Here is a 25605-nt window from a genome sequence, read left to right as displayed (position 1 = left end):
AAAATTCAGGGTTCGGCTAAGGTCTGGCTTATCCCTTTCACTGTTTCCAGTAAACCCGATAAAACACAATATGGGATGCTGGACGGTGGCACTCTGACAGTCAAATTCTCAGAAGATTAGGCAGCAAGCTAACCTTCATCTAACCACGCATCTCCCATGCAGCCACTCGTTCAATAAACATCTGTGCCAGGGCAGTAATGGCGCTGTTGCCGGGCAGTCTTTCTTCATTGATATACATCACCAGCGAACTACTGCGTCGGCGGCCCTGTAACAGCGGCAGGGGACGGAGCTCACCGCTCTCTAACAGCGCGGCGATATTCTGTTCCGGCAGCCAGCCATAACCTAACTGATGCTGGACCGCTTCAATGGCTGCCGACAGCGTCGTGAATGACCAGTTCTCCGCCTGATCGCCATTGACCTCCGACTGCTGCTGTTGCTGACGATCCAGAATGGTAATGCAGGGCCAGCGTGCCAGCGTAGCAGCATTAAGCGGGGCGGATTCGCGGTGCAGCGGGTGGTCGCGATGGGCGACGGCGACGAAATCGACACTCATCAGGCTTTCGCCTGCTAACGGCGTGTCACCATATTGCGCTACCAGCCAGAGATCAGCCTGATGCTCCGCCAGTCTGTCAGGCGTTTCGCTTCGGACGATTTCGCTAAACCAGATGCGGACATGCGGATAGCGTTGCTGAAAGGTCTGAAGCACATCGAATAGCAAGGGTTTGGGTAGAGTCGCATCGACCATCAGATCGATGCGCGAACGCTCGCCGCGTTGCAGTGCACTGGCCTGCGCCTCAAGGGCGCCGAATCCCTCCAGCAGCGGACGCACCTGTGCCAGCAACTGATGTCCCTTTGCACTCAGGACAGCGCGGCGGCCCTCCTGCTGTAATAGGGTCAAACCCAGCCGCTGCTGTAACAGGCTCAGCTGATAACTCAGTGAGGACTGGCTGCGATTGTTCTTCTCCGCTGCCAGCGCAAAACTCCCCTCATTCACTACTGCGTCGAGCAGATACCACTGTTCGAGTGTTGTCTTGTACATGATAACTCATCTAAAAATTAAATTATTTAGTGCTAAAAATAGCGTTATTCATCTGTTTTGTAACGCGCAATAATCTCCTCAAGGAAAACAAATGAGGAATTAACCATGAGCACTTTCGATAAACATGACCTGTCTGGCATCGTCGGCAAACATCTGGTTTACACCTATGACAACGGCTGGAATTACGAGCTCTACATTAAAAATGCCAGCACCATCGACTATCGCATTCACAGCGGTATGGTCGGTAATCGCTGGGTTAAAAATCAGCATGTCTATGTCGTTCGTCTGGCGCAGGATGTCTATAAAGTTTCCTGGACTGAACCAACCGGAACCGATGTCAGCCTGGCCGTTAATCTGGCTGATAAAATTTTCCACGGCACCATCTTCTTCCCGCGCTGGGTAATGAATAATCCGGAGAAAACCGTCTGCTTCCAGAATGATCATCTGGAAGAGATGGCAAAATTCCGCGAAGCGGGTCCGGCTTATCCAACCGAAGTGATTGATGAGTTCGCGACGCTGACCGTAATCCGTGATGTGGGTGAAAATAACGAAAGCGTGATCGACTGTCCGCCTGACCAGTTGCCCGCCAATTTTCCGGAAAATCTGAAAAATTAAGCATGCACAGAAGAGGTCATAACGACCTCTTCTGAATAGCAGTCTCTGTCTTGTAGCTTCTGACGTGCAACTTGTGAGGATGAAAAGGAGATTTACCGACCAGGGTTTTATCAGTAGTAATCAGCAGGACGGATTCGGTGTCAGTTGCATCAGGCTGATTTCCGGCCTGGTGTTGTTATCCTTCTGAGCTCACCTCCGCTGTACCCCATAAACACGCCGGCTTCTATTCCTGCCAGTTATCTATTTCCCTGAATCACTTCGCTAAAGCCACGGCAAAACTGACATAAACCTGCAGCCATTTGTGTGGAATGCGGTACGCTGCAGAGAGACCCATTCAGCCGACTCAGCTGGCTGATGCAGGGAGTTAAGCGGGCAGAATGGCCGTAGTGGATTATGTTGTATTTTTGTAAACAGATTAACAAACAGACGAAATACTGCTATTCTGCCCTCCGCGAAACCGGGCACCTCAACCTGGACGAGAAAGGGAAGATTGTTCTCCATAAGTGAGCAAGGTGGTCGGAAAGCCCTACATAATGAGAGCGAGGATAACGTCGTGCTAGAAGAATACCGTAAGCACGTTGCCGAGCGTGCTGCCCAGGGAATTGTACCTAAGCCTTTAGAGGCTTCCCAAATGGCCGCGCTGGTTGAACTGCTAAAAAATCCACCTGCGGGTGAAGAAGAATTTTTGATCGATTTATTGGTCAACCGCGTCCCACCTGGCGTCGATGAAGCGGCGTATGTCAAAGCCGGTTTCCTGGCGGCTGTCGCCAAAGGCGAAGCAACCTCTCCTCTGATATCTTCTGAAAAAGCGGTTGAACTGCTTGGCACCATGCAGGGCGGTTACAATATTCATCCGCTGATTGAGGCGCTGGACGATAGCAAACTGGCTCCGATTGCCGCGAAAGCCCTTTCACACACGCTGCTGATGTTCGACAACTTCTATGATGTCGAAGAGAAAGCGAAAGCGGGTAATGAATACGCGAAGCAGGTGATGCAATCCTGGGCAGATGCGGAATGGTATCTGTCACGGCCTGAACTGGCAGAGAAGATCACGGTTACCGTGTTTAAAGTCACTGGCGAAACCAACACCGACGATCTCTCTCCGGCCCAGGATGCCTGGTCACGTCCAGACATTCCTCTGCACGCCCTGGCGATGCTGAAAAATGCCCGTGAAGGCATTGAGCCTGATGACGCGGGCAATATCGGCCCGATCAAACAGATCGAAGCTCTGAAGACCAAAGGTTTCCCGCTGGCGTATGTCGGTGATGTTGTCGGAACCGGTTCTTCACGTAAATCCGCCACCAACTCGGTGCTGTGGTTTATGGGCGACGACATCCCGAACGTGCCAAATAAAAAAGGCGGCGGCGTGGTGCTGGGCAGCAAAATTGCACCCATCTTCTTCAACACCATGGAAGATGCGGGCGCACTGCCCATTGAAGTGGACGTAAACAACCTGAACATGGGCGATGTGATCGACATCTATCCATTCAAAGGCGAAGTCCGCAACCACGAAACCAATGAGCTGCTGGCCAGCTTCGAGCTCAAAACCGAAGTAGTGATTGACGAAGTGCGCGCCGGTGGCCGTATTCCGCTGATCATCGGTCGCGGTCTGACCACCAAAGCGCGCGAGTCGCTGGGTCTGCCGCACAGCACCGTATTCCGTCAGGCGAAAGATGTCGCGGAGAGCACCCGTGGTTTCTCGCTGGCGCAGAAAATGGTTGGCCGCGCCTGTGGCGTGACCGGCGTTCGTCCGGGTGCCTATTGCGAACCTAAAATGACCTCGGTTGGCTCGCAGGATACCACCGGCCCGATGACCCGTGACGAGCTGAAAGATCTGGCTTGCCTGGGCTTCTCTACCGATCTGGTGATGCAGTCGTTCTGCCACACCGCCGCGTATCCGAAGCCGGTGGATGTGAGCACGCACCATACGCTGCCAGACTTCATCATGAACCGCGGTGGTGTGTCACTGCGTCCGGGTGACGGCATTATCCACAGCTGGCTGAACCGTATGCTGCTGCCGGATACCGTCGGTACCGGTGGTGACTCGCACACCCGTTTCCCTATCGGCATCTCTTTCCCGGCGGGTTCAGGCCTGGTGGCGTTTGCCGCCGCGACTGGCGTAATGCCGCTCGACATGCCGGAATCGGTTCTGGTGCGCTTCAAAGGTAAGATGGAGCCGGGCATTACCCTGCGCGATCTGGTTCACGCCATTCCGCTGTATGCCATCAAACAGGGTCTGCTGACCGTTGAGAAGAAAGGTAAGAAAAACATCTTCTCTGGTCGCATCCTGGAGATTGAAGGTCTGCCGGATCTGAAAGTCGAGCAGGCGTTTGAGCTGTCCGATGCGTCAGCAGAACGTTCCGCTGCGGGCTGTACCATCAAGCTGGATAAAGCGCCGATTATCGAATACCTCAGCTCTAACATCGTGCTGCTGAAGTGGATGATCGCAGAAGGCTACGGCGATCGTCGTACGCTGGAGCGTCGCATTGACGGTATGGAGAAATGGCTGGCCGATCCTCAGTTGCTTGAGCCGGATGCCGATGCTGAATATGCCGCCGTGATCGAAATCGATCTGGCTGAAATCAAAGAGCCAATCCTCTGTGCGCCAAACGATCCGGACGATGCACGTCTGCTCTCTGACGTTCAGGGTGAGAAGATCGACGAAGTGTTTATCGGCTCATGCATGACCAACATTGGTCACTTCCGTGCTGCGGGTAAACTGCTGGATAGCCACAAAGGCCAGCTGCCAACCCGTCTGTGGGTGGCACCGCCAACCAAGATGGATGCGGCACAGCTGACCGAAGAGGGCTACTACAGCGTATTCGGCAAAAGCGGTGCGCGTATCGAGATCCCGGGCTGTTCACTCTGCATGGGTAACCAGGCACGTGTTGCAGATGGTTCGACGGTGGTCTCTACCTCGACCCGTAACTTCCCGAACCGTCTGGGTAACGGCGCTAACGTCTACCTGGCGTCAGCGGAGCTGGCTGCGGTCGCGTCTCTGCTTGGCAAACTGCCAACGCCTGATGAGTATCAGCAATTCATGGCGCAGGTCGATAAAACGGCCAGCGACACGTATCGCTATCTCAACTTCGACCAGCTGACGCAGTACACCGACAAAGCTGATGGTGTGATTTTCCAGACCGCGGTCTGATTCTTCACCTTGCAGGCATGAATAAGGGGCGATGATTCGCCCCTTTTTTTCGTCTCAGCATGGGGTAGAGAGACGATCAAAAGCTGGCTTTCGGCAGACAGCCTGTAATAATGCGCGACGTGTCACACTTTGCCGCGAGAGCAGCACGGACACTTACCAGGTGAGACGACGACGTTGAGAGGAACGGGCGATGGAATATGAATTTTTACGCGATGTGACCGGACAGATTAAGGTTCGCATGTCGATGGATCATGAAGCGGTCGGCCACTGGTTCAACGAAGAGGTCAAAAACGATCCGGGATTGCTGGATGAAGTTGAAGCCGCCATTGAAGATGTCAAAGGCAGCGTACGTCAGTGGCAGCGGATCGGCAGCGAGTACACCATTCTGCTGGATGAAGAGGAGGTGATGATCCGCGCCAACCTGCTGGCTCTGGAAGATGACGGTATGGAAGAGGGGATGAACTACTATGACGAAGAGAGCCTCTCGTTCTGCGGCATTGAAGATTTTCAGCTGGTGATCGCTGCTTATCGCCAGTTTATGAACCAGTACGGCAAACCCGTACGGTAAGACAGTAAGGCAATCCTTTACGGTTATAAGGCCGGGCGAACTCAGCAGCCCGGCCTGTTAACTAACTCAGCGATGCACCGCCACACATTACCAGCTGCTGGCCGGTGATCGCCGCCGCCGCAGGGGAGAGCAGGAAATCGACCAGCCCGGCCACTTCCTGCGGCTGAATATAGCGGCCTATCGGTGGCAGACGGGGCGGTGAACTGGCACGGCCCGGTTGTTGCAGCATCGGCGTTTCGGTGGCGCCTGGCGCCACAATATTGGCGGTAATGCCGCGCGGAGCGAGTTCCGCCGCCCAGCTGCGCACCATACCGATCATCGCCGATTTGGTGGCGACATACTGACTGCGGCCCGCCGCACCGCCTGATGTCCGGCTGCCCAGCAGCACAATTCTGCCGCCCACACGCATCCGCGGTGCAAAATGATTCGCCAGCTGCTCAGCAGCGGCAACGTGCAGTTGCCATAAGCGTGTACTGGCGCTCAGATCCAGCTCCCCAAGCGGCGCGGCCTGCATCATACCGGCTGCATGGATCACCGCCTGCGGTACCGGTAGCGCGTCCAGTAAAGCCTGCAATGCCGCGCTGTCGCTGATATCGATCTGATGACTCTGCCAGCCCGCTTCTGCCCGGCTTATCGCCGAGCGGCTCAGGCCGATAACCTGCCAGCCCTCATCGAGTAAACGGTCAGCAATCGCCTGACCGATGCCGGAGCTGGCCCCGGTCACCAGCGCCATCCGTTCAATCACGCATCACCTCCCTTCACCCATGACTCCGCGACCCGCACATACTTAATCGCCTGACGATACCAGGTGTAGGCGATATGCAGTTCGCCATCCAGGCCTTGTTTAATGCTGGGATAGGAGAACTCACGGTTTAATTTCTGCTGGGAGTTATTGGTCATGCAGTAGCCATCGCCCTCGTCCAGATTGCGCTGCAGCGGCCAGCTTTTACCGCCATCCGTTGAGATAGCCAGCGTCATCGGCGCACGTGGCGCACCCCAGAAAGCGGTGCGACCACTGTGCATCACCGGCTCAGCGGCGACGGCAACATCACTTTCCTCTTCATCATCTTCAATTTCGTCATACAGCGACAACCGGCGTTCGCTGGCACCTTCGGCGCTCATGGCATTGAACACCAGCGCCAGATGACCATTGCGCAGTGTTGTGACCTGAATTGAGGAGTTATTGTTGGGCAGCGATAACGGCTGTGGCGCGCTCCAGCTTTCGCCCTGATCAAATGAGCGGCTCTGGTAAATGTGGTCGGCCCAGCGGCTGCGGTAGAGCGCCAGCAGCGAGCCATCATCCAGCAGGGTAACGTTCATATGAACGCAGCCGGTGCTGTCAGGCACGCTGACGTCACGCCAGCTCTGGCCTTTATCTTCAGAGATTTTTACCGCGCTCACGTCATAGCTGCCGACCCACTTTTCGCCAGGCTGGGTCAGGCAGTAAAACACCGGCAGCAACCAGTTACCGTTGGGCAGCACCACAATCGGCTGGCGAATAAAGGTGCCAGGCTTATCCAGCAGCGTTTTGATCTCCCCCCAGCTCTGGCCCAGATCGTGAGACTGGCGATAGCGCACAATTGCGGTGTCCTGATTGCCCGATTTCTGCGCCGTCCACAGCAGCCACAGCACCTGGTCGGGATCGAGAAACAGCACCGGATTCTGTTCTGAACGGCCCGGATCGTCAGAGAGTTTTTGTGCTTCACTCCAGCGATCGCTGCCTTTTCGCAGCCGTGAACACCAGACAGAGATATCGGCAATCCCTTCCTGCGTGCCGCCAAACCAGACGCATAGCAGATCGCCATCGGGCAGCGGCAGCAGGTTAGCCGCGTGGTTTTGCGGGCAGGAGGAGGGCAGCATCGCAACCTGCTGCGCGCTATCCTGCGGGTGAGGCGCAAGCAGGCCGGTGCGTTCTGCGGTGACGGTTTCCTGAGTCATTTTAGGCTCCACTATTTTGTGCATTGTGTTGCGATTGAGGCTGAGACTGGCGTGATGGGATACAGCGGTCAATCACCATAATAATTGCCGGGGTGATCAGCGCCACGTACATATTGTCGATACCAAACGGGTTACCCATCAGGAACCAGACGGAAGTGACAACGCAGGCGCCAATCAGACCGGCATTGGCGCCGCGTGTGCTCTTAAACCACGGCAGGTAGAACGCCATGATCGCCACAACAGTAATCGACAGACGAATCGCACGGGTAAAGAACGAGAGCTTCAGCACTTCCGGGAAGAACAGAACAAACAGCAGCGGGAAGAAGCCGATGCCAATCGAGATCCAGCGTGTCATTTTAAATTCGCGCTCTGGGGTCGGGTTACGATAAGGCACGTAAAAGTCTTTCACCACCAGCGAGGCGATGGCCAGCGCCACGGTACCGACGCTAACGAAAATCGAGGCCACCAGCGAGGTGGTGACAATGCCCGCCAGCCACGGTGACATATCCTGCAGAAACACCGGCAGCGCATAGAGGCTCTTGATATCCGGGTGAGCAAACTTCGCTGCCACGCCAATCAGCGCCATCGCCAGACCAATCGGCAGGCAGAAGAAGAAGGCGACCCAGGTGGCGCGCTTCGCTGACTTCACATCTTTGGTGGAGGAGATCGCCTGAATCACAAACTGGGTACAGAAGATCGAACCTACGGTCCCGATCAGCCAGGCCACAATGGTACTGGCACCGACGTGACCATCCCATGTCCAGTAGAACGCCGGCATTTTTTCCATCATCGGGGCGACGCCGCCGGTCATCTTCAGCGCCACATAGAGGATAATCAGGATCCCCATATACTTGATGGCGCTGTGCAGCAGCGTGACCCAGGCCACGCCTTTCATGCCGCCAAATGCAAAGTAGAAGGTGCTGACCACCGCAGTGATAAAAGCCGCCTGGGTCAGGTCGATCTTGAGTACGGTGGAGATCGCCGCCGCGCCGCTGATGTAGTTACCGACGTTCACCAGCAACAGCGCATAGATCATGATCAGCGAAATAATATTTTTGGTCGAACTGCCATATTTCTCGGCGATAGCACCGGAGATAGTGATCTTGCCGGTGTTGTAGATGCGTTTGACCAGTATCAGGCCAAACAGCGGGAAGCCAATTGCCGCGCCAATCACCGACCACGAGGCGGCGAAGCCATCTTCAAAGGCCGCCTGCGCGGTGCCGATGGTGGATTTTGCCCCGATATATTCAGACATCAGCATAATGCCGACGATAAAAGCAGGCATGGCGCGCGAGCCTTCCATAAAGTCGCCGCTGGTTTTACTGCGCAGCCGCCAGGTGAGCCAGGTGGTGAACAGGATATAGGCGACCACCATGCCGACGATCAGTAAGGTGCTCTCAGTTGAAAATGCTTTCATCATGACCTCGATTGTTCTGGCAGATGGCGACCAGCAGGTTCGTTCTCATCTGACCGGTAGGGTGCAAAGGTGATGGACGTTATTGCAGGTAGTGGTTCACGATTTGACGGATCTGCTGCTGCTCTTCGGCGCTGAACTGCACCGCATAGCGGCTTTCACCCACCTCAAAGCCCTGCAGGCTGACCGCTTTTTTCACGGCGGCCGGTGAGAAACCGATGCTGTACAGTGCGGTGCGCAGGCCGGTGACGTTCTCCTGTGCCTGATGCGAACCGGCAATATCGCCCGCATGGAAGCGCGCCCAGATGGCGTTAATCGCCTCCGGTGCCACGTTTGCCAGCCCGGAAATTGAGGCGGAGCAGCCATCCACGAACCCCTGGTGGATCAGCGAATCCGGGCCGTTCAGCACATCAAAGTCCTGACAGTCGGCGGTAGCCTGCAGAAAGCCGCTCAGACTTTCATAGCTGCCTGCTGAATCTTTAATGCCGATGATGTTCGGGTGCACGGCCAGCGTACGAACGGTCTCTGGCTGCAAGGTATTGCCGGTACGCGCCGGGATGTTGTAGAGGAACAGCGGCACCGTAAGCGCGTCAGCCACGCGCTGATAGTGATCGATCAGCTCCTGCTGTTTAAGCGGAACAAACCACGGCGTGATCGCGGAAACAGCATCTACGCCAAGGCGGGCAATCTGTTTGCCGAGCCGGATAGTTTCACGGGTCGAAATCTCCCCGATATGCGCCACCACCGATGCCCGGCCGTTAACTTCATCGACGCAGGTGGTGGTAACCGCGATCTTCTCCTGCTCGTTCAGCACAAAGAATTCGCCGTTGGTTCCGCCACAGAAGATGCCGTTACCGGCGTTGATCTGGCGTCTGACCTGTTCGCGCTGCCTCTCCGGATCAAAGGCACCTTCCCGGTCAAAAGTGGTGACGATGGCGGTCAGTACGCCATTTATTTTCTTATTCATGACAATCCTCATTACGCCTGGCAGGAAGGGAAAAGCGTCAGGTAGACGGCGTGCACATCGTCGGCGGTGACCGTCATCGGCACGTTGTTCATCAGACGCTGGACGTCGAGCGCGGCTTCCACTAACCAGGGCAGGTGATCCGGGCTGATGCCCAGTGCTTCCAGGCTGGCAGGCAGCTGCAGCCGCGCCACCAGCGCGGTGAAGTAGTCGACCAGCGCGTGTGATTTCGCTTCATCGCTTAAACGGACGTCGGCGTCGGGCAGCAGATCATAGGCCTGAGCGAATTTGCTCACCGCCGCCGGACGGACAAAGCGCATGCAGGGAGCCAGCAGGATGGCGTTGGCAACGCCGTGTGGCAGATGATATCTGCCGCCGAGCGGGTAAGAGAGGGCATGCACCAGATGTGTCCCGGCATGGGCAATCGATGCACCGCCATAATAAGAGGCCCAGAGCATCTCCAGGCGTGCCTGCAAATTTTCTGGCTCGCGCAGGGTGGTTTCGAGATTAGCGAACAGTTTCTTCATCCCAGTCAGCGCATAGTTGTCGCTGACCGGGTTGGCGACATTGGCGGTAAAGCACTCAATCAGATGGCAGAGGGCGTCAATACCGGTTGAAGAGGCAATATGTGGCGGCATGCTGGTGGTCAGTTCCGGCACCAGGGCCACCACATCGGGCAGCATCACCGGTGAAATAATGCCGACTTTGGTCTCTTTCTCCGGGATCGCCAGGATCGCATTGGGCGTCGCCTCAGAACCCGTGCCTGCGGTGGTAGGGATCAGTATTGAACGGGTACGGCGCTGCGGTTTTTCGCCTGCCAGCAGGGCGTCCAGCGAAGGCGCGGCGTCGATGCACAGCACTGAGAGCAGCTTCGCCACATCCAGCACGCTGCCGCCGCCGATGCCAATCACCATATCGACATGGGGCCGGGAGAGCGTCGCGATAATCGCTGCCACATCATGCTGGCTTGGTTCAGGCGGGACGCTGTTGACCACGCTGATACCCGGAATCTGATCCCGAAGTTGACCCATCAGCGCCTGCACTGCCGGAATCGCCTCAATGTTCCGGTCAGTGACCACGACCGCTGTCGATATCCCCTTCAGCAGATAGCGCATGTCGTTTAACGCCTGATAACCGCTAATCACCGTGCTATTAATGTTCATTTCATACCCTTATTTCTGTCCTGTCTGAGCGGATGATTAATCTTGCTCAGCGCAATGCGAAGTCAGTCACTCTCTGTGGCTAATTTTATAAGGCATATCGATTTCGATTAATTTGAACTTGCTCACATATAATCAATCATGATTGAATATAATCAAATGCAGCGGCAATCGCCTGACAGGAGTGAGGATGGGCTCATCATTATGGAAAACCCCGGTGCTGGTCATCGCCGATGACTTTACCGGTGCCAACGATGCGGGTAGCGGACTGGCACAGGCTGGCGCCCGCGTACATGTGCTGTTTGGCACTGAGGCGCCGTTGCCAGAGGACGCTGCGGATGTGCTGGTTATCAGCACCGACAGTCGGGCAGTCAGCGCCAGCCAGGCCGCAGAACGTGTGGCTCAGGTGGTACAGCACTTCGCCGCACAGCTTCAGCAGGGCTGGCTGTTTAAAAAGATCGACTCCACGCTGCGCGGCAACGTCGGTGCTGAAACCGCGGCTGCGCTGCGGGCCAGCGGCAAAAGGCTGGCGCTGGTTGCGCCGGCTGTGCCACGACTGGGCCGCACCACACGCGAAGGTAAAGTGTGGGTCAATCAGCGGTTACTGACAGACACCGAATTTGCCAGCGATCCTAAAACCCCGATCCTCAGCGCCCGCGTAGTCGATCAGATGCAGATCGACGGCACGGAGATCGATCTCCCGACGCTGCGCAGCGATCGGCTTGATGCGGTGTTAGCGGCGGTGCACGGCGTCGTGGTGGTGGATGCCGAAAATGAAGCCGATCTGGCGCGACTGATAACCGCTGCGGCGCGGCTGGCAGAGAAGCCGCTGCTGGTGGGAGCCGCCGGATTAAGCGATGCGCTGGGCGCAGCGCTCTCTGTTCGCCCGTCGCGGCCCGTGCTGGCAGTAGTGGGATCGATGAGTAGCAGCGCGCAGCAGCAGATCGCCACGCTGCTTAAACAGCGGGCAGTTGAGATAGTGGATGTCGATATCCGTCAGCTGTTTCAGCAGCCCGCCTGGCCCGACCGGGATCGCTGGATCCAACAGGCTGAAACCGCACTGCGTGCCGGTCGCCATACGGTGATCCGCACCTGCCAGCATGAATCCCAGCGTCACGACATCGGGCATCTCAGCCAGCAGCACAGCGTGACCCGCCAGCAGCTGGGCGAGGGGATCAGTCAGTTGCTGGGCGAAATAACCCACAGCCTGTGCCGGACACAGCTGCCGCATGCGCTCTATCTGTCGGGAGGCGACGTGGCGATTGCCGTTGCCCAGGCACTGGGGGCCAGCGGCTTTAAAATTCAGGGTCTGGTGGCGGGCTGTGTGCCGCACGGGGTTCTGCTTAACAGTGAATTTACTCTGCCGGTGATGACCAAAGCGGGTGGCTTTGGTGATGAAAATACCCTGGTAGCAGCCATTGGTTTTATTGAGGAGAAGTCGAGTGAGTAAAATTATTGCGATCACCATGGGCGATCCGGCGGGCATCAGCCCGGAAATCATCATTAAGTCACTCTCTGAAGGTGAGCTGAATGGCATTCCTGCGGTGGTGATAGGCTGTGCCAGTACGCTGCGCCGCATTATGGCGATGAACATTACGCCACAGGCCGAGCTGCGGGTGCTGGACCGGGTGCAGGATGCGCGGTTTGCACCCGGCATCATCAACGTCATCGATGAGCCCCTGGCCGATCCCGACGCGCTGAAACCTGGCGTGGTGCAGAAAGAGGCGGGAGATCTGGCGTGGCGTTGCGTGAAGCGTGCTACCGAGCTGGCACTGGCGGGCGACGTGCATGCCATTGCCACCGCGCCGCTGAACAAAGAGGCGCTGCATGCGGCGGGCCATCTCTATCCTGGTCACACCGAACTGCTCGCGCATCTTACCGGGACCAAAGATTACGCCATGGTCCTCTACACCGATAAGCTGAAAGTGATTCATGTCACGACCCACATTGCGCTGCGTAAGTTCCTGGACACGCTGAACCAGACGCGCATCAAAACCGTGATTGGTATGGCGGACACTTTCCTGCGTCGTGTCGGTTACAGCGCCCCGCGTATCGCCGTGGCGGGCGTTAATCCGCACGCCGGAGAGAACGGCCTGTTTGGCGATGAGGAGATCACCACCGTGGCACCCGCTATTGAGGCGATGAAAGCGCAGGGGATTGATGTCTACGGGCCTTGTCCGCCGGACACGGTGTTCCTGCAGTGCCAGGATGGACGGTATGACATGGTGGTCGCGATGTACCACGATCAGGGGCATATTCCGCTTAAACTGCTGGGCTTTTATGATGGCGTCAACATCACCGCAGGCCTGCCGTTTATCCGCACCTCTGCTGACCATGGCACCGCATTTGATATCGCCTGGACAGGTAAAGCGAAGTCTGACAGCATGGCGATCTCTATTAAACTCGCGATGCAGCTCGCATAGGGATATATGAAGGGACAGAGCCGTCTTGACCAGATTATGGATTACCTGAAAAGCCATAATCTGGTGACTGTTGAGCAACTGGTCAGTGCGATTTCCGCCTCACCCGCCACGATTCGCCGTGATTTGATTAAGCTGGATAAAGAGGGCGTGATCAGCCGCAGTCATGGCGGCGTTACCCTGAATCGTTTTATTCCTGCCCAGCCGACCACGCTGGAGAAGATGCAGCGTAACCTGGCCGAGAAGCAGGCGATTGCAGAATGTGCCGCCAGCTTTGTCCGGGCGGGCGATGCGGTCGTGCTGGATGCGGGCACCACGATGCTGGAGCTGGCGCGGCAGCTCACGCATCTGCCGCTGCGGGTCATCACTGCCGATCTGCACATTGCACTGTTTTTGTCTGAGTTTAAGCAGATCGAAGTGACGATTATCGGCGGACGTATCGACGACTCCAGTCAGTCCTGTGTGGGCGAACATGGACGGCGGTTGCTGCGCAGCATCAATCCTGATATCGCCTTTGTCAGCTGTAACTCCTGGAGCCTTGAGCGCGGCATTACCACGCCGACTGAGGAGAAAGCGGGGCTGAAACACGATCTTCTGGCCAATGCGGCTCGCCGGGTCTTGCTGGCGGACAGCAGTAAATATGGCTCCTGGTCGCTATTCTGCGCTTCTCCGGTGGATGACCTGACCGATGTGGTGACCGACAGCCGGTTAGATGAGACTGTCTGCCGCACGCTGCGCGAGCGCGGGATTACGCTGGCGCTGACCTCCGCCTGAACAGAACGCGCCGTGTTGCTCTGACCTGATCAGCAGGACGAGAGCAGCACCGCGCGTTTATCTTTATCTCTCGCCGTTAAAACGCGCCGTTAACGCGCGTACGCATCATTCTCTTCGCGCGTAGTCGCGGGTGCGTCCACCGAAACCCGTTCAAACCTCAGTCAGGCAGTTGCCGTGATGAAAAAGCAGGGGGAACAAGAGGGAAGGAGACGCGCAGGTTATGAGCTATAACGCTGCGCGCCTGATAATCAGAGGGTCTTCAGGCCCACTGAGGGGATATTTCTGCCGTAGTAGATCTCGCGCATCTCTTTCCAGAGCAGATCGGTAATGCGCTTGTGCTCCTGCGGAGTGAGATCTTCCGGGCGGGTGTTAAACAGGTAGTGTTTAAGGTCGAACTCTTTCAGCAACATCTTGGTATGGAAGATGTTTTCCTGATAGACATTCACATCCACCATGTCATACATCGCTTTCATATCTTCAGACATGAAGTTCTGAATCGAATTGATCTCGTGATCGATGAAGTGCTTCATCCCTTTCACGTCACGGGTAAAACCGCGCACCCGGTAATCGACGGTGACAATATCGGACTCCAGCTGGTGGATCAGATAGTTCAGCGCTTTCAGGGGCGAAATGACGCCACAGGTTGAGACTTCAATGTCTGCACGGAAGGTGCACAGGCCGCCTGCCGGATGGCTCTCCGGATAGGTGTGCACGCAGATATGACTTTTATCGAGATGAGCCACCACCGAGTTGGGCAGCGGACCGGGGTGCTCTGAGTTATCGATATCTTTCGGATCGATCGGCTCTTCGCTGACCAGAATCGTGACGCTGGCCCCCTGCGGTTCATAATCCTGGCGCGCAATGTTGAGCACGTTAGCCCCGATAATGGAGCAGGTCTCAGTCAGAATTTCCGTCAGACGGTTAGCGTTATATTGTTCGTCAATGTAGGCGATGTAACCATCGCGTTCAGCTTCAGTATTCGCATAGCAAATATCGTAAATACAAAAACTCAGGCTTTTCGTCAGGTTGTTGAAGCCATGTAGTTTTAGCTTTTGCAATTTCGTTCACCCCCTTAGAAATGCACTATCAGCACGCGGCGGATAACGCATTCAACAGATATTGCGGCAGGGCAAAGCTGCCGGTATGGATTGCTGGCGTGTAATAACGGCAGGTCAGGCCAGCGGCCTCGAAACGCGCCTTTAAAGTCGCGGTGTCGAGCTGGCGCAGCGCCGGATTATCACTCGCCCAGGCAAAGGTCATAATGCCGCCGTAGTAGGTCGGAATCGCCGCCTGATAGAAACTGACGTCCGCAAAGTAATGTCCCAGCTTGCGATGGCTGTTAACGGCCTCATCCTGCTGCAGGAAGCAGACGCCATTCTGCGCCACAAAGATGCCATTTTCATTAAGGGCCGCTTTGCACCCGGCATAAAATTCCGAGGTAAACAGACTCTCGCCCGGACCAATCGGATCGGTGCAGTCGGAGATAATGACATCAAACTTTTCCTGCGTCTGATTAACGAAGTTCACCCCGTCATCAATCACCAGCGTAAAGCGCGGATCGTCATAGGCACCCGCGCTGTGGTTCGGCAGATACTGGCGGCAAAAGGTCACCACGCCCGCATCGATCTCCACCATGGTAATCTTTTCGATCCCGGGATGACGTGACACTTCACGCAGCATTGCGCCGTCACCGCCACCGATAATCAGAACGCTCTTCGCCGCGCCGTGCGCCAGCAGCGGAACGTGGGTCATCATTTCATGGTAGATAAATTCGTCGCGTTCGGTGGTCTGAACGACGCCGTCCAGCGCCATTACGCGGCCCATCGCGGCATTTTCGAAAATGATTAAATCCTGATGCGCAGTCTTCTCACGGTACAGCTCTTTATCGACCGTGAAATACTGGCCAAAACCGGCATGAAGGGTTTCATACCACGTTTCATTGTGGGCCATGGTGCTCTCCTCTGATGACATCGCCATGAAGATGGGCGGCATATGATAGCTAACACTGACCGTGGTTGCACGGTCAATGTCCGGCTGCAGAGGGAAGAATCGTTACCTGACGTAGGCCAGCAGGCTCAGCGAATCGCGGGCCAGTGACTTGCACTTTTTGTCGTTGGTGATGGCGATGCCGCTGAGATCGCGATAGCTATCTTCACCCAGCGCTTTCATGTTGTAGTTGCTGTAGTTGCTTAAATCCCAGCGGTTCTGCTGAGCAAAAAAGACCAGCGCTTTGCGAATCTGCGCGTCCGGTAAATCCTGATAGCCACAATCATTTTTCAGATAGACGAAAACCGCCGTGAGATCGGCCAGATCTTCCGCTTCGGATTCGCTCAGGGCAAAACTGGTGGAGGAGAAGCCAAGGAGTCCCGTCAGCAGCAGGATCCTGATACTTTGCTTCATAGTCGTTCTCTTCAATGGATATTGCTAATGACGTTAGCACAGTTGCTCTCAGGTTTTCGATTAATTTGCCGCTGTGGGCCGCTGCACCGCCTTTTTTTCGTCAGATTCGCACGGTCAGGACTTGACCTTCCCATAAGGTCAGGGTTTAGGCTGTGCGCTCTGATGCCACAAGGATGATCACCATGCAACGTCGCCATTTCCTGAAACTCACTGCCGCACTGAGTGCAGCCGGAGCATTACCGCTCTGGAGCCGTTCGCTGATGGCAGCCACCCGTCCGCTGCTGCCGATTCCGTCTCTGCTGGAACCCGATGCCAGGGGCAGCTACAGCCTCACCGCGATGCAGGGTACCACCCAGTGGAACGGCAACGCGGTGCCGACCTGGGGCTATAACGGCAGCCTGCTGGGGCCGGTGCTGAAGATGCAGAGTGGTAAACCGGTGACGGTGAACATCCATAACCGGCTCAGCGAAGCGACCACTCTGCACTGGCACGGGCTGGAAATCCCCGGCGCAGTGGATGGCGGCCCGCAGGCAGTGATTGCGCCTGGCGGCTCGCGTCAGGTCTCTTTTACGCCCGATCAGCCCGCTGCAACCTGCTGGTATCACCCGCATCTGCATGGCAAGACCGGGCATCAGGTGGCTCAGGGGCTGGCGGGACTGATCCTGCTGGAAGATAAAGAGAGCGGAACGCTGCGTTTGCCCTCGCAGTGGGGTGTGGATGATGTGCCGCTGATTTTTCAGGATAAGCAACTGACCAAAGATGGCAGCCGCATTGATTATCAGCTCGACGTGATGCGCGCCGCGGTAGGCTGGTTTGGCGACATGATGCTGACCAACGGCATGCACTATCCGCAGCATGCGGTGCCGCGCGGCTGGCTGCGTCTGCGCCTGCTCAACGGCTGCAATGCCCGTTCGCTGCATATTGCCGCCAGTGATAAACGTCCTCTCTACGTGATCGCCAGCGATGGTGGCCTGCTGGCCGAGCCGGTAAAGCTCGACTCGCTGCCGATCCTGCCGGGCGAGCGTTTTGAGGTGATGATCGATACTTCTGACGGTAAGAGCTTCGATCTGGTGACGCTGCCGACAGAGCAGATGGGCATGACGCTGCCGCCCTTTGACCAGCCGCTGCCGCTGGTGCAGATCCTGCCGCTGCGGGTGATGGCCAGCGCCACGCTGCCGGATCAGCTGGCGACGCTGCCAGCGCTACCCTCAACCGACGGCCTGACGACACGCTGGCTGCAGCTGATGATGGACCCGCAGCTGGACCAGCAGGGCATGCAGGCGCTGATGCAGCGCTACGGCGAGAAAGCGATGGGCAAGGGCGGTCATCACACGATGCCGGAAAAAACGGCTGCCGAGCCGATGCCACCAATGGAAAATATGGCAAGCATGGATCACAGCATGCACGGCAATACGCCGCCCGCCGGTTACGATTTCCGCAACGGCAATAAGATTAATGGCCAGGCCTTTGATATGACGAAGCCGTCGTTTGCGGTGAAGCTGGGTGATTACGAGAAGTGGACGATTTCAGGTGAAGGCGATGCGATGCTGCACCCGTTCCACATTCACGGCACCCAGTTCCGTATTCTTTCAGAAAACGGCAAACCGCCAGCCCCGCACCGGCAGGGCTGGAAGGATATGGTGAATGTCGACGGCTGGCGCAGTGAAGTGCTGGTACGCTTCAACTATGTCGCCGCCGCAGAACACGCTTACATGGCCCACTGCCATCTGCTGGAGCATGAAGACACCGGCATGATGCTGGGCTTTACCGTCAGTTGATTACGCCTGATCCAGCGCCAGCTTCACATCTTCAATCAGGTCGCCGGCGTTTTCGATGCCAATCGACAGCCGCACCGTGGCGTCAGTGATCCCAATACGCTGACGCACCGCCTGCGGCACGCCGGAGTGGGTGGTGCTGCCAGGATGGCTGGCCAGCGACTCGGTCCCGCCCAGGCTTACCGCCTGCTTAAACAGCGACAGCGCATTAAGAAAACGGAACGCAGCGGGCTGATCGCCGACGATATCAAATGAGAAGGTTGAACCGGCACCGCTGCACTGCTCGCGATAAGTTTTCCCTTCGGCGCTCTCCGCATCCAGATAGGGCAGCCAGTGCAGCTTCGCCACTTTCGGGTGATCGCGCAGAAACGCCGCGACCGCTTCCGCATTCTGCCAGGCTTTCTCCATGCGTAGCGACAGCGTTTCCAGCGAGCGGCTGAGCATCCAGCTGGAGTGTGGATCCAGCTGCGTGCCGATTGCGCTGCGCAGGGCGCGCACTTTCGCCATCAGCGCTTTACTGCCCATCGCCGCGCCTGCAATCAGGTCAGAGTGACCGCCAACATACTTGGTCAGCGAGTAGAGTGACAGGTCAGCGCCCAGCGTTAGCGGCTGCTGGAACAGCGGGCCGAGCAGCGTGTTGTCACAGGCGATAATCGGTCGTGAACCCTGCTGCTGATCAATCTCATCAGCGATACGCGCCATCAGACGGATATTGACCAGGCTGTTGGTGGGATTCGCTGGCGTTTCAATCAGGATCACCGCTACCCGGCCCTGGGCCATCGCCTGCTGAGCGGCTTCACGCACTTTGACTTCATCATTGCCGTCGCTGAAACCCACCGCTTTGATGTCCAGATTGTGCAGCGTCTTGCTAAGCAGGGTTTCGGTGCCGCCATACAGCGGCTGGGAATGCAGGATCACCTCGCCCGGACGGGCAAACGTCAGCAGGGCAGTGGAGATGGCGGCCATACCGGAAGAGAAGAGCGAACAGCTCTCCGCCTGCTCATAGACCGCCAGCCGATCTTCTACAATTTCGCTGTTAGGGTGGTTAAAGCGGGAATAGACCAGCCCACCCGATTTGCCTTCCGGCGGCTCACGTCGGCCAGAGACGTAATCAAAGAAATCCCGTCCCTCTTCGGCGCTGTCAAAGACAAAGGTTGATGTCAGAAACACCGGCGGCTTCACCGCACCCTCAGAGAGGCGGGGATCATAGCCATAGTTCAGCATCTGGGTTTCAGGGTGCAGCGGCCTGTCGCCGATATGCGTTTTTTTGCTTGAAGATGAAGTCATTGTGATCTCCGGCCAGCGGCGCGAGTAGGGTAACGATCTGTTGGATAAAGGCTACCATGCAGCGAATCATGCTGGTAAATGCCAGAATGTTCTAAGGTAATGCGCATTTCAGCGAGCCGCAGGCGGCGGGTAATAATTTTCGCGACGTAATCGTTTGCTTATGGGGCCGCGCAGCCGTCGCTGCTGCGTCTGTGATAGACTCCGGGGCTTTTCTGACGTAACCGGGCTGAACGCAATGAAACACACTGTTGAAGTGATGATCCCTGAACAGGCAATCGCCACGCGCATCGCTGAACTGGGCAAAGAGATTAACGACCACTACCGCGACAGCGGCAGCGATATGGTGCTGGTGGGGCTGCTGCGCGGCTCCTTTATGTTCATGGCTGATCTCTGTCGCGCCATCGATGTGCCGCATGAAGTCGACTTTATGACGGCTTCCAGTTACGGCAGCGGGATGTCCAGCACGCGTGATGTGAAAATCCTGAAAGATCTGGATGAAGACATTCGTGGCAAGGATGTGCTAATCGTCGAAGATATCATCGACTCCGGCAACACCCTGAGCAAAGTGCGTGAGATTCTGCAACTGCGTCAGCCAAAATCCCTGGCGATCTGTACGCTGCTGGATAAGCCAGAGCGCCGTGAAGTCGAAGTGAACGTCGAATATGTCGGCTTTGCGATTCCGGATGAGTTCGTGGTGGGCTTTGGTATCGACTATGCTCAGCACTATCGCCATCTGCCTTATATTGGCAAAGTGGTGCCGCTGGAATCCTGATACCGCTCTACCGCACATTCTTCCAAGGCCTGCACCTGTTGCCTGGTGTAGGCTATGCCGCGCTTTACGCTGCGATCGGCTCAGGCCTCGCCGTTCTTCCGCAGATTAGCAATGCCGTGGCGGTAGCGCTGTTCGAGGATCTCCCGGCTGTTTGCCGTCACATCAAGGTTACGCAGACAGCCGTCCTGAATGCCGTATACCCAGCCGTGCAGGGAGACATCCTTTCCGCGTTTCCAGGCAGATTGCAGTACGGTGGAGTGCCCCAGGTTATAGACTTGTTCAATAACGTTGATTTCGCACAGTTTGTCCAGGCGCTTATCCGGCGGGAGTTCCCCCAGCAACACGCTATGCTTGTACCAGAGGTCGCGGATGTGCAGCAGCCAGTTGTCGATTAATCCCAGTTCCGGGTTATCCATCGCCGCCTGCACGCCGCCGCAGCCGTAATGGCCGCAGACGATAACGTGTTCCACTTCCAGCACTTCGATAGCGTACTGCACCACGGACAGACAGTTCAGGTCGGTGTGGATCACCAGATTGGCCACGTTGCGGTGAACAAAGAGTTCGCCGGGTTCCAGTCCGGTCAGACGTTCGGCAGGAACACGGCTGTCAGAACAGCCAATCCACAGGAAGCGCGGTTTTTGTGCCTGGGCGAGCCGCTCAAAAAAGCTGGGATCTTCTTCAACCAGTAATTTTGACCATTCGCGGTTGTTTCTGATCAGGGTGTTGATGTCTGTCATGGTGTTGAGCGACCGGTTACTGCGCAGAGTGCGCGCGCGTACTATATGACAGGGCCTGATAAATTTAAACGGCATTGCAATGCCATCAAAACAGGGTATGGATGCAGAATGACTTATGCACTGGAACTTTCCCGGCTGACCAAGACCTATCCCGGCGGCGTGCAGGCGCTGAAGGGCATCGATCTTAACGTTGAAGCGGGTGACTTTTATGCGCTGCTGGGGCCAAACGGTGCCGGTAAATCGACCACCATCGGAATTATCAGTTCGCTGGTTAACAAATCCGAGGGCAGCGTGCGGGTGTTTGGCTACGATCTCGAAAAAGATGTGGTGAATGCCAAGCGCCAGCTCGGCCTGGTGCCGCAGGAGTTTAACTTCAACCCGTTTGAGACGGTGATGCAAATCGTTGTTAATCAGGCGGGTTACTACGGCGTTGAGCGTCGTGAAGCCAATGAGCGGGCAGAAAAGTATCTGAAGCAGCTCGATCTGTGGGGAAAACGCGCTGAACGTGCACGCATGCTTTCCGGCGGGATGAAGCGTCGCCTGATGATCGCCCGTGCGCTGATGCATGAGCCTAAGCTGCTGATTCTGGATGAACCCACCGCTGGCGTGGATATCGAACTGCGACGCTCAATGTGGGTGTTCCTGAAAGATCTCAATGCCAAAGGCACGACCATTATTCTCACTACCCACTATCTGGAAGAGGCGGAGATGCTGTGCCGCAACATCGGCATCATCCAGAGCGGTGAGCTGGTGGAGAACACCTCAATGAAAGGGCTGCTCTCCAAGCTCAAATCAGAAACCTTTATCCTGGATCTGGCACCCCGCAGTCCGCTGCCCACGCTGGAAGGGTTCCAGTACCGGCTGACCGATACCTCAACGCTCGAAGTGGAAGTGCTGCGTGAGCAGGGGCTCAACAGCGTCTTCAGCCAGCTTAGCGCGCAGGGTGTGCAGGTGCTGAGTATGCGCAATAAAGCCAACCGTCTTGAAGAGCTGTTTGTGGGTCTGACGACGCAGGGAAAAACAGGAGCAAAAGCATGACACATCTCTACTGGGTGGCGCTGAAAAGCATCTGGGCCAAAGAGGTTAACCGTTTCGCCCGCATCTGGATCCAGACGCTGGTGCCGCCGGTCATCACCATGACGCTCTATTTCATCATTTTTGGCAACCTGATCGGGTCGCGCATCGGTGAAATGCACGGCTTCAGCTATATGCAGTTCATCGTGCCGGGATTGATCATGATGGCGGTCATCACTAACGCCTATGCCAACGTGGCGTCGTCGTTCTTCAGCGCCAAGTTCCAGCGCAACATTGAAGAGCTGCTGGTCGCGCCGGTGCCGACCCACATCATCATTGCCGGCTATGTTGGCGGCGGCGTGGCGCGTGGTGTCTGCGTGGGTATTCTGGTGACGGCCATCTCGCTGTTCTTTGTGCCGTTCCACGTGCATTCCTGGACGATGGTGGCGGTCACGCTGCTGCTGACCGCGATTCTGTTTTCACTGGCAGGTCTGCTGAACGCTGTCTTTGCGCGCACCTTTGACGATATCAGCCTGATCCCGACCTTTGTGCTGACGCCACTGACTTATCTGGGCGGCGTATTCTATTCACTGAGTTTGCTGCCGCCGATCTGGCAGGCTGTCTCTAAACTCAATCCAATCGTTTATATGATTAGCGGATTCCGTTATGGCTTCCTCGGCATTAATGATGTGCCGCTGGTGTTTACCCTCTCGGTGCTGGTGGCCTTTATTCTGGTGTTCTACTGGCTGGTCTATGCGCTGATACAGCGCGGGCGCGGATTACGCACCTGACGTTAAGCTGAATGGTAAGGGCCACGCTGCGATAAGGGCGTGGCTTTTTTTTGGGTGGAGAGCAAATCACGCTGACTACGGTTCTGCCTGGCCTTAAAAATCACCTTAAAACCCGCCTCATTCGTTATATTTTGTCTCTGAAGCCGCCCGACGCCTCGCTTACACCCTTGCTCACAAAAAATAACCCTAAGTATTATCTGATAATACTCTGACATCTTTCGCTATCTGAATGATTCTTAACTATTAAATATTTTTTAAGAATAGCCTTAAAGTCTGGCTGTTGTTTATTTGATTATGAATTATCAGAATAGCGCCGGAATAAGGTTATTCCTCTGCTCAGGGACGAATGAGTAGGCTAAGAGTCTTCTTAATAAGAAAAATGGCAACCGAATCAGGGCCAGTTTTTAATCAAAGGCAGGAAAAGATGAATCGTATAACGTGGATCGATAATCTGCGGGGATTGAGTATTCTCGCAATCATTTTTTTGCACAGCACTATTGCCGTACATAATAACGCCGGACACTTTACCGCCTTCAGCGGCCTGTTAAATGAGATGCTGGCACCGGTAAGGCTGGGGCTGATGTTCTTTGTTTCGGGTTTATTTGTCGATGCCGGGTTAAGAAAAGGCCTGGGTCCTTTTTTTAATAACAAGGTGCGCAGTATTCTCTATCCATTTGTGGTCTGGGTTGCCGTCTACGGCGGGTTGAAAATCCTGTTCAGCTCGATGGCTAATACGCCGCAATCACCGATGAATATTATTCTCTCCCACCTGACCGGTGGCGGTGATATGACCTGGTTCCTGCATTCGCTTTTTATCTTCTTTATTGTGATTATCTTTGCCCGTCACTTGCCGTTCCTGCTGGTGTTTGCCATCTGTATGACGCTGAGCTGGGCGCTGCCAGCGATTGAGGCGGATGGGGTGTTTGCCAGCTTCGACAATACCCACATCAATAAATCGCTTTATCTGTTTGTATTCTTCTATCTCGGCGATTACGTCGTGAGGAAGCAGGTGGATATCGCGGAGAAAGTGCAGCATGGCCCGACGCTGTTTATCTCAGTAATTAGTTTTGTGCTGCTCTCCTGCCTGAATATCTTTGTGCTGGAGCGTCATTCCCAGGCGTTATTGTCACCGCTGGCACTATTATCGGTTCCGTTCTTTGTCTGGATTGCGCTGAAACTGAAGTCTGAACTGGTCTACTACATAGGCGTCAATTCTATCGTCTTCTATCTGTCGCATTATCTGGCGATTCAGTTCTTCAGTAAGATTGTGAAGTTTGAAAGCCCGTCAGCCTGGGTAAATGACCTGAAGTTTATTTCGGCGTTCCTGGTGGCGCTGGCGTTACCGTGGACATTATGTCTGATGAGAAAACGCGGCTGGTTTAATTTCCTCTTTACGATGAAAAAGTCATCGAAGCCGATGACAACCAAACCGGTTTAATTACTGCAGCAGAAATAAAAAGGGCCGCCCGTTTTACCGGCGGCCCTTTTTTAATCAGGTTTTAATCAGGCGATCTGCACCGGCAGCGCTTTCGCCAGACGCTTCATCTGGTTGTCACCTTCAAAATAGGCGACCTTAGGCTGCCACTGACGCGCCTCGGCATCGTCTACCTGCACATAGGAGCAGATAATTAAAATATCGCCTTCGCAGGCGCAGCGGGCGGCCGCACCGTTGACCGAGATGATTTTCGAGCCACGCTCAGCCGCGATAGCGTAGGTGGAAAAGCGCTGACCGTTGGTGACGTTATAAATATCGATCGCTTCATATTGCAGAATGCCGGAAGCATCCAGGAAATCCTGATCGATAGCGCAGGAACCTTCATAATTGAGGTCCGCCTGCGTCACCTTCACGCGGTGCAATTTGCCTTGCAGAACTGTGCGAATCATAGCCAGAAACCTTGTCAGAGAAATAAAATAACCTGCAGCGGGATGAATTACTGCGTCAGGTCAACGGTTTGATTATCAATCAGGCGGGCCTTGCCCAGCCAGGCGGCCATCAGCACCACCGCGCGCTGGCTGTCCACCGTCAGCGGTTGCAGCGTTTCCGCATCACAGATCGCCAGGCCATCAGGACGCAATCCCTGCGCCAGCAGTGCCTCACTGGCTGCCTCAATGATCTCGTCAACATGACGCTCGCCATTCTCCAGCTGCGTCGCCATCTGATGCATCACCTGGCTCAGGACCGGTGCCAGCTTACGCTCATCTGCCGTCAGGTAGCCGTTGCGCGAACTCAGCGCCAGGCCATCTTTAGCGCGCACCGTAGGCACACCAACAATCTCAATGTCGAAGCCCATATCGGCCACCATCTTACGAATGATAGCCAGCTGCTGAAAATCCTTTTCACCGAAACAGGCAATATCGGGCTGTACCAGATTAAACAGTTTGCTGACGATAGTGGCCACACCGCGAAAATGACCTGGACGTGTGGCCCCTTCCAGCAGGGAAGAGAGCACCGGCACCTCAACAAAGGTCTGATTCTGCGCGCCCTGCGGATAGACTTCAGCAGGTGAGGGGGCGAAGACCACGTCAACCTGGTGGCGATTCAGCTTTTCACAATCTTCCTGCAGCGTGCGCGGGTAGCGCGCTAAATCATCGGCGCGATCGAACTGCATCGGATTGACAAAGATCGAGACAATCACGATGTCGCCGCGCGCCCGTGCTTCATCCACCAGCGTCAGGTGACCTTCATGCAGGTTGCCCATGGTCGGCACCAGCGCAATGCGTTTACCCTGCTGGCGCCAGCGTCGGACTTCCTGGCGCAGCATCAGCAGCGTTTCAATGATCAACAC

At 55.8% G+C, this 25605-nt stretch carries 24 protein-coding genes; 11 read left to right on the top strand and 13 right to left on the bottom strand.

Annotated features, from left to right (window positions below; genetic code table 11):
• Positions 1 to 139: 139 nt before the first annotated feature.
• A complete protein-coding gene (locus GVJ63_RS07250) occupies positions 140 to 1039 on the bottom strand; it encodes a LysR family transcriptional regulator (RefSeq protein WP_159226635.1) in 900 nt (299 codons plus the stop codon).
• A gap of 105 nt (positions 1040 to 1144) precedes the next feature.
• On the opposite strand from GVJ63_RS07250, the gene GVJ63_RS07245 reads away from it, so the two are divergent.
• The 3 genes from GVJ63_RS07245 to yacL all read left to right on the top strand — a co-directional run bounded on the left by GVJ63_RS07245 (position 1145) and on the right by yacL (position 5373).
• Positions 1145 to 1654 carry a phenolic acid decarboxylase gene (locus GVJ63_RS07245; RefSeq protein WP_010253965.1) on the top strand — a complete coding sequence of 170 codons (510 nt, stop codon included), beginning with the start codon at positions 1145 to 1147 and terminating at the stop codon, positions 1652 to 1654.
• A gap of 553 nt (positions 1655 to 2207) precedes the next feature.
• Entirely contained in the window at positions 2208 to 4805 is a 2598-nt protein-coding gene (gene acnB / locus GVJ63_RS07240; RefSeq protein ID WP_159226634.1) for a bifunctional aconitate hydratase 2/2-methylisocitrate dehydratase, read from the top strand.
• 190 nt (positions 4806 to 4995) lie between these two features.
• On the top strand, positions 4996 to 5373 hold the full coding sequence (yacL, locus tag GVJ63_RS07235; protein WP_010253973.1) for a protein YacL: 378 nt from the start codon (positions 4996 to 4998) through the stop codon (positions 5371 to 5373).
• A gap of 61 nt (positions 5374 to 5434) precedes the next feature.
• On the opposite strand, the gene GVJ63_RS07230 is transcribed toward yacL, so the two are convergent.
• The 5 genes from GVJ63_RS07230 to GVJ63_RS07210 form a co-directional block, all read right to left on the bottom strand.
• Positions 5435 to 6106, bottom strand: a complete 672-nt coding sequence (locus GVJ63_RS07230) for an SDR family NAD(P)-dependent oxidoreductase (protein WP_157353553.1) — start codon at positions 6104 to 6106, stop codon at positions 5435 to 5437.
• A gap of 8 nt (positions 6107 to 6114) precedes the next feature.
• On the bottom strand, positions 6115 to 7311 hold the full coding sequence (locus tag GVJ63_RS07225) for an exo-alpha-sialidase (RefSeq protein ID WP_124889696.1): 1197 nt from the start codon (positions 7309 to 7311) through the stop codon (positions 6115 to 6117).
• 1 nt (position 7312) lies between these two features.
• Positions 7313 to 8728: a sodium:solute symporter family protein gene (locus GVJ63_RS07220; RefSeq protein WP_031292876.1), complete on the bottom strand. Its 1416-nt coding sequence runs from the start codon at positions 8726 to 8728 to the stop codon at positions 7313 to 7315.
• Positions 8729 to 8807: 79 nt separating this feature from the next.
• Positions 8808 to 9692: a dihydrodipicolinate synthase family protein gene (locus GVJ63_RS07215; protein WP_159226633.1), complete on the bottom strand. Its 885-nt coding sequence runs from the start codon at positions 9690 to 9692 to the stop codon at positions 8808 to 8810.
• An 11-nt stretch (positions 9693 to 9703) separates the two neighbouring features.
• Positions 9704 to 10852 carry an iron-containing alcohol dehydrogenase gene (locus GVJ63_RS07210; protein WP_159226632.1) on the bottom strand — a complete coding sequence of 383 codons (1149 nt, stop codon included), beginning with the start codon at positions 10850 to 10852 and terminating at the stop codon, positions 9704 to 9706.
• Positions 10853 to 11039: 187 nt separating this feature from the next.
• Between GVJ63_RS07210 and GVJ63_RS07205 the strand changes: the two genes are divergently transcribed.
• From GVJ63_RS07205 to GVJ63_RS07195, 3 genes are read left to right on the top strand one after another with little or no spacing between them, the layout of a single operon-like run.
• Positions 11040 to 12299, top strand: a complete 1260-nt coding sequence (locus GVJ63_RS07205) for a four-carbon acid sugar kinase family protein (protein ID WP_159226631.1) — start codon at positions 11040 to 11042, stop codon at positions 12297 to 12299.
• A complete protein-coding gene (locus tag GVJ63_RS07200) occupies positions 12292 to 13272 on the top strand; it encodes a D-threonate 4-phosphate dehydrogenase (protein WP_022625433.1) in 981 nt (326 codons plus the stop codon). The genes GVJ63_RS07205 and GVJ63_RS07200 overlap by 8 nt, the downstream gene beginning before the upstream one ends.
• 6 nt (positions 13273 to 13278) lie before the next feature.
• Entirely contained in the window at positions 13279 to 14043 is a 765-nt protein-coding gene (locus GVJ63_RS07195) for a DeoR/GlpR family DNA-binding transcription regulator (protein WP_159226630.1), read from the top strand.
• Between the two features lie 248 nt (positions 14044 to 14291).
• Here the strand turns inward: GVJ63_RS07195 and speD are convergent, their stop codons facing one another.
• The 3 genes from speD to GVJ63_RS07180 all read right to left on the bottom strand — a co-directional run bounded on the left by speD (position 14292) and on the right by GVJ63_RS07180 (position 16443).
• Entirely contained in the window at positions 14292 to 15101 is an 810-nt protein-coding gene (gene speD, locus GVJ63_RS07190) for an adenosylmethionine decarboxylase (RefSeq protein WP_010253978.1), read from the bottom strand.
• Positions 15102 to 15129: 28 nt separating this feature from the next.
• Entirely contained in the window at positions 15130 to 15993 is an 864-nt protein-coding gene (gene speE, locus GVJ63_RS07185) for a polyamine aminopropyltransferase (RefSeq protein ID WP_010253980.1), read from the bottom strand.
• Between the two features lie 102 nt (positions 15994 to 16095).
• Entirely contained in the window at positions 16096 to 16443 is a 348-nt protein-coding gene (locus GVJ63_RS07180; protein WP_003854673.1) for a YacC family pilotin-like protein, read from the bottom strand.
• 182 nt (positions 16444 to 16625) lie between these two features.
• Here GVJ63_RS07180 and cueO point away from each other — a divergent pair, with 182 nt between their 5' ends.
• Positions 16626 to 18221 carry a multicopper oxidase CueO gene (gene cueO, locus GVJ63_RS07175; protein ID WP_159226629.1) on the top strand — a complete coding sequence of 532 codons (1596 nt, stop codon included), beginning with the start codon at positions 16626 to 16628 and terminating at the stop codon, positions 18219 to 18221.
• Here cueO and GVJ63_RS07170 read toward each other — a convergent pair whose 3' ends face one another.
• Positions 18222 to 19505, bottom strand: coding sequence for a cystathionine gamma-synthase family protein (locus GVJ63_RS07170; protein ID WP_022625436.1), 1284 nt, complete (start codon positions 19503 to 19505; stop codon positions 18222 to 18224).
• A 235-nt stretch (positions 19506 to 19740) separates the two neighbouring features.
• Here GVJ63_RS07170 and hpt point away from each other — a divergent pair, with 235 nt between their 5' ends.
• Positions 19741 to 20277: a hypoxanthine phosphoribosyltransferase gene (hpt, locus tag GVJ63_RS07165; protein ID WP_010254010.1), complete on the top strand. Its 537-nt coding sequence runs from the start codon at positions 19741 to 19743 to the stop codon at positions 20275 to 20277.
• 80 nt (positions 20278 to 20357) lie between these two features.
• Here the strand turns inward: hpt and can are convergent, their stop codons facing one another.
• Positions 20358 to 21014, bottom strand: coding sequence for a carbonate dehydratase (gene can / locus GVJ63_RS07160; protein ID WP_029519477.1), 657 nt, complete (start codon positions 21012 to 21014; stop codon positions 20358 to 20360).
• A 108-nt stretch (positions 21015 to 21122) separates the two neighbouring features.
• Here can and GVJ63_RS07155 point away from each other — a divergent pair, with 108 nt between their 5' ends.
• From GVJ63_RS07155 to GVJ63_RS07145, 3 genes are all read left to right on the top strand, one after another.
• Positions 21123 to 22052: an ABC transporter ATP-binding protein gene (locus GVJ63_RS07155; protein WP_010254017.1), complete on the top strand. Its 930-nt coding sequence runs from the start codon at positions 21123 to 21125 to the stop codon at positions 22050 to 22052.
• Positions 22049 to 22819, top strand: coding sequence for an ABC transporter permease (locus tag GVJ63_RS07150; protein ID WP_010254018.1), 771 nt, complete (start codon positions 22049 to 22051; stop codon positions 22817 to 22819). Before GVJ63_RS07155 ends, GVJ63_RS07150 begins: the two co-directional genes overlap by 4 nt.
• A 424-nt stretch (positions 22820 to 23243) precedes the next feature.
• Complete coding sequence (locus tag GVJ63_RS07145) at positions 23244 to 24257, top strand: acyltransferase family protein (protein WP_010671846.1); 1014 nt, start codon at positions 23244 to 23246, stop codon at positions 24255 to 24257.
• A gap of 65 nt (positions 24258 to 24322) precedes the next feature.
• On the opposite strand, the gene panD is transcribed toward GVJ63_RS07145, so the two are convergent.
• Both panD and panC read right to left on the bottom strand, forming a co-directional pair.
• On the bottom strand, positions 24323 to 24703 hold the full coding sequence (gene panD / locus GVJ63_RS07140; protein WP_010254022.1) for an aspartate 1-decarboxylase: 381 nt from the start codon (positions 24701 to 24703) through the stop codon (positions 24323 to 24325).
• Positions 24704 to 24750: 47 nt separating this feature from the next.
• Complete coding sequence (panC, locus tag GVJ63_RS07135; RefSeq protein ID WP_022625439.1) at positions 24751 to 25605, bottom strand: pantoate--beta-alanine ligase; 855 nt, start codon at positions 25603 to 25605, stop codon at positions 24751 to 24753.

It is taken from the genome of Pantoea sp. 18059 (assembly GCF_902706165.1).
Classification (GTDB): Bacteria; Pseudomonadota; Gammaproteobacteria; order Enterobacterales; family Enterobacteriaceae; genus Pantoea; species Pantoea agglomerans.
The sequence above is the reverse complement of the archived record's forward strand: the minus strand, read 5'-3'. Positions and strand labels throughout refer to the sequence as shown.